Raw genomic sequence first — 4,455 nt, 5'->3', positions numbered from 1 at the left:
GGCGGGACAGGGTCCCAGGCGCCTCGCCTCACTCCTCCACGGCCACCCGCACCGACGTGAGTTCCGGGTCGGCGGCGTCCGGGATCACCATGCCCGCGTCCACGCCGGTCCGCAGATAGCGCACCACGGCGTCGTTCAGCCGCTCACCGGGCAGGGCGGCGGGGATCCCCGGCGGGTACGGAGTCAGCATCTCGGCGGAGATCCGGCCCACGGCCTTCTGCAACGGCACCTGTTCGACAGGCCCGAAGTAGGCGTCGCGCGGCAGCAGCGCCTGCTCCAGCCGCAGCTCCTGCGGGTCGGGCACCTCCACCTCGGCGGCGGGACGCAGATCCGCGGCGTGGGCCACCATGTCCGACAGCGCCGTCAGCAGCTTGTCCACACTGCGCTCGTCGTCGGCGTGGGTCAGCTGGGCGCTGATCCGCCGGTGGTCCGCCAGGTGCAGATTGACGCGGTGGTGCTCGCGCAGCCAGTCCGCCAGTCGGTACCCGGTCGTTCCCAGAGCCGTGACATCCATGGTGATCTGGAGCGGGTCGAGGTCGAAGGCACGCCCCGGGCCGCAGAAGTCCTCCCTCCCATGCACGTGCAGTCCGTCCAACTCCCCGATGCGGGCGCGCGTCCGCATGGCCAGGGCGAGCGTGGCGTCATACAGCTCCCGTCCGTGCTCGACCATCTGCCGGCGCCAGCCGTCGAGTGCGGCGTACAGCAGTACGGAGGGGCTGGTGGTGCCCAGCAGGTCCTCGCGGCTCTGGAGGACGTGCGCCTGGACCAGATCGCCCTGGAGGTGGAAGACGGAGCCCTGTTCCAGTCCGGAGCCCATCTTGTGCACCGAGGTGACACACACGTCCGCACCGGCGTCCATGGCCCAGGTGGGCAGGTCCGGGTGGAAGGGCAGGTGCGCGCCCCACGCCTCGTCGACGATGAGCGGGACACCGTGCTCGTGACAGGTCTCGGCGATAGCCGCCAGGTCCGAGCAGGTGCCGTACGGGGTGGGGGTTGTCACCAGCGCGCCGCGGGCGTCGGGGTGCTCGGTCAGTGCCGCCCGGTACGCGTCCGGCGACGGTGGGTGCGCCAGGTGGCGGTCCGGGTCCCACTGCGGATCCACCCAGACCGGGCGGATGCCGGCGAGGACGAGCCCGGAGACCACGGCCTTGTGCGCGTCCCGTCCGACGAGCAGCTTCTCGTGCGGGCCCGCGACGGACAGCATGGCCGACTTGATCGACAGGGAGCTGCCACAGGTGGAGAAGAATGTGTGCTGGGCTCCGACGGCGTCCGCCATCAGCTCCTGGGCCCGTTCGATGACGCCGTGCGACGAGGTGCGGTCGTCCAGGCCGCTGGTGGCGAGCACGTCCGAGCGGAAGACCGCGTCACCGAGCACCGCGCGCACGCGTGGATCGGCGCCGCGTCCCTGCTTGTGGCCGGGCGGGGTGAACGGTGTCTGTCCCTCGGCGTGGTAGGCGGCCAGCGCTTCCAGTACGGGAGCCTTCGAGTGGTCCATGAGTGATGTGTTCTTGCGAAGGTGCCTTCCTAAACGCCTCGCGACGCGGGTTTTACGGCGTTGTCTCCCACAGTCGGACCAGGATCGGGAGAACGCGGGTGATCTCGCGGTGGCGCGTTTGCGGGAGTGTGCCGCGGGCACTCCGAGGATCTACGCGCGACGATCAGAGGGCGAAGCGCGATCTCAACGAGACCCCTGACGCGAGGTAGTCATGAGCGACCAGAACAGGGCGGACGACGCCTACCAGCCCACCGGTACCAACGAGGAGCAGGAGGACGCGTCCCCGCTGGACCTCCAGGACGCGTTGGACGAGCGTACGTACGACGACATGCTCGATGAGGGCTATTCGCCGCCCGAGAAGCCCCTGGGCGTCACCAAGACGGGCACCACGGCCCGCGAGCAGCGCGAGGGCGAGACGCTTGACGAGCGGCTGGAACAGGAGGTCCCGGACGTGCAGCCACCGCCGGGTGACGGCATCGGCGACCTCCCCGGGGGAGAGGGCGAGCCCGTGGATCCCGAGTCCGGCGAGAGGCGCGCGGGACGGCTCGTGGCCCCGGACGAGGGCGCCCATCCGGATACCACCAAGGAGGTCGTCGCCACCGACGAGGGCATCGACGGTGGTGCGGCGGGCGCCGAGGAGGCCGCGATGCACATCATCCGCGACGAGGACCTGCCACCGGCCGACGAGAACCGGGAGTGACGGGGCCGGCGGCCCCATGGGCAGCGGCCCGGCCCCGATGGGTGTGCCATCGGGGCCGGGCCGCCGCGCGGGCGGGCATCCGGTGTGTCAGCCGGAGAAGACCCGGGTGTTCTGCGCTGCCGCGATCCGCCAGCGTCCGTTCTCCTTGGCGAGGACGTACATCGGGCGGCCCTCCGGCTGGTCCTTGAGGGGCTGCCCGTCGAGGCTGACCGGACGCTGGTGGACGTTGACCGCGGCGACGTCCGGGCGGATGAACAGGATCCGCACGACCTCGTAGGTGGCCGTCGACTGCGCCATCGCGCCGGGCAGCACCTGGCGGGTGAAGGCGTCGATCTCGTCCCACCCCGACAGCCGCTTGCCGTGCGCGGTCGTCCACACCGGGTGCTGGGTGCGGAAGTTGCTCATGAACGCGTCGACCAGTTCGTTCTGCTGCGCGTACTGGACTTCGGCCACGGAGCGGACGATGGCCTCGACGTCGCCCTGCTGCCCGTCCGCCGCGCCGAACACCTCGATGCCGGTCGTGTCCACCGGGAGGTAGGAGAGCTCGCGGACGTCCGCGACGGCTCCCGCACGCCGCGGCAGCCACCCGAGGTTTTCGCGCGCCGCGTCCCCGCTCACGGTCTGGTCGAGGGCGAGCGCGTCGGCGAACGGCGCGCCGAGCTCCGCGCGGGCGTCCTCCAGGGGCCACGACTGCGGCTCGCCGCCGACCCCGGCCGCGGCTCCGGCCGCCGCCGCCAGGTCGCGTACCGCGACCGCGGGCTCGGTGACGCCGTGCCACAGCGTGCCGGCGGGCGCCTTCTCCACGGCTGCGACGAACAGGTCGGCCAGGTCGTCGACGTGCACCATCGGCCAGTGCACGGACTCCTCGCCGACATACGTACCGACGCCGTGCTTACGGGCGAGTTCGACGAGCAGCGCGGGTATGCCGCCGCCGTTTCCGTGCACGATCCCGGGACGGATCACCGTGGCCCGCACGCCATCCGCGGCGGTGTCGAGCACCTGGCGCTCGATCGCCGGGCGGTATCCGACGATGGGCAGCGGGTTGACCGGTGCGCTCTCGTCGGCGGCTTCGGGGCCGGTGGCCCCGAGGACCCACACCCCGCTGGCGTACACGAACGCGCGCCCGGTGCCGCGCAGCGGGTCGGTGAGGGCGGTGATGGCCGCGGCGTCCACCTCGGCGTCACCGGTCGGGGGCGCGAGGTCGACCACGGCGTCGATGTCGGAGGTGACCGCCCGGGTGAGCGAGGCGGGGTCGGTCAGGTCTCCGACGCGCTGCTCATGTCCCGTGTCCTTGCGTCCGGCGGTACGCACCAGGGCGACCACCTGATGACCGGCGTCGGCCAGGTGCGCGGAGACGGCCGAGCCGATGTAGCCGGAGGCGCCGATGAGAAGGACCTTCACGGAGATCACCCTTTCGCGGAAGCCGAGCGCTGCGGTTGAGCGCCGGTCGAAAACTTCGATGTCGAAATATTAGACACAGGCCCACCGTGATGTCAAAAACTTCGACGTCGAAATGTTAAGCTCAGGGCGAAGCAGGCTCGGCACGCAGGTCGGGCGAGGCAGGACCCCTCAAGGGAGGACACATGGCGGCAACCCCACAGGGCGACGGCGTGGACGCGATCATCCGGCAGTGGCAGGAGGTCCGACCCGACCTCGACTGCTCACCGATGGCCGTGATCGGCCGTCTCTCACGCGCGTCCCGTCTGCTTGAGCGGGCTCTCAAGGAGCACTTCGCCCAGTACGGCGTCGAGCCGTGGGAGTTCGACGTCCTCGCGACGCTCTACCGCTCCGGGCCGCCGTACACGGTCAGCGCGGGAGAGCTCAGCACAGCCGCGATGGTGAGCTCCGCCGCGCTCACCAACCGTATCGACCGGCTCGCCGACAAGGGCCTGGTCGACCGCGAGGTCGACTCCACTCACCGGCGCCGTGTCCTCATCTCCCTGACGGACGCGGGCATCCGCGCCACCGAGGAGCTCGTAGGACACCACTTGGCCAACGAGGAACGCCTCCTCGACGGTCTGGCCCCCACCGAGCGCACACAACTTGAGGGCCTCCTGCGCACCTTGCTGATCTCCCTCGGCGACCAGCCGCAGACACCGGCGACGGGCTGATACGACAGGCTCGTGATCGCCTGCCCCCTCCATGGGCAGGGGCAAGCGGGGAACCGCCAGGGGGCCGTCCATGGCGCCCACATGCCACAACCGCTCATCGGCCGCGCGGTCCGCTCCAGTACGCGCCCTGCGTGGGGGGCGGGGGGGGG

4 protein-coding genes are annotated in these 4,455 nt (G+C 71.2%); 2 read left to right on the top strand and 2 right to left on the bottom strand.

The window, feature by feature from the left end; genetic code table 11:
• Positions 1 to 28 precede the first annotated feature (28 nt).
• Positions 29 to 1,495, bottom strand: a complete 1,467-nt coding sequence (locus ACJA3G_RS31175) for an aminotransferase class I/II-fold pyridoxal phosphate-dependent enzyme (protein WP_406556393.1) — start codon at positions 1,493 to 1,495, stop codon at positions 29 to 31.
• A gap of 211 nt (positions 1,496 to 1,706) precedes the next feature.
• Here ACJA3G_RS31175 and ACJA3G_RS31170 point away from each other — a divergent pair, with 211 nt between their 5' ends.
• The gene (locus ACJA3G_RS31170; protein ID WP_406556392.1) at positions 1,707 to 2,195 is read left to right on the top strand and encodes a DUF5709 domain-containing protein; all 489 of its coding nucleotides are present in this window, start codon (positions 1,707 to 1,709) and stop codon (positions 2,193 to 2,195) included.
• 87 nt (positions 2,196 to 2,282) lie between these two features.
• Here ACJA3G_RS31170 and ACJA3G_RS31165 read toward each other — a convergent pair whose 3' ends face one another.
• Entirely contained in the window at positions 2,283 to 3,596 is a 1,314-nt protein-coding gene (locus ACJA3G_RS31165; protein WP_406556391.1) for an SgcJ/EcaC family oxidoreductase, read from the bottom strand.
• A gap of 182 nt (positions 3,597 to 3,778) precedes the next feature.
• Between ACJA3G_RS31165 and ACJA3G_RS31160 the strand changes: the two genes are divergently transcribed.
• Positions 3,779 to 4,306: a MarR family winged helix-turn-helix transcriptional regulator gene (locus ACJA3G_RS31160; RefSeq protein WP_406556390.1), complete on the top strand. Its 528-nt coding sequence runs from the start codon at positions 3,779 to 3,781 to the stop codon at positions 4,304 to 4,306.
• The last annotated feature ends 149 nt before the right edge of the window (positions 4,307 to 4,455 follow it).

This window comes from Streptomyces sp. YS-3, assembly GCF_045257485.1.
Taxonomy (GTDB): Bacteria; Actinomycetota; Actinomycetes; order Streptomycetales; family Streptomycetaceae; genus Streptomyces.
The sequence above is the reverse complement of the archived record's forward strand: the minus strand, read 5'-3'. Positions and strand labels throughout refer to the sequence as shown.

Excerpts from the sequence above, each read along its gene's own strand:
- ACJA3G_RS31170 (WP_406556392.1), top strand. The coding sequence starts at position 1,707 with ATGAGCGACCAGAACAGGGCGGACGACGCCTACCAGCCCACCGGTACC.
- ACJA3G_RS31160 (WP_406556390.1), top strand. The coding sequence starts at position 3,779 with ATGGCGGCAACCCCACAGGGCGACGGCGTGGACGCGATCATCCGGCAG.
- ACJA3G_RS31175 (WP_406556393.1), bottom strand. The coding sequence starts at position 1,495 with ATGGACCACTCGAAGGCTCCCGTACTGGAAGCGCTGGCCGCCTACCAC.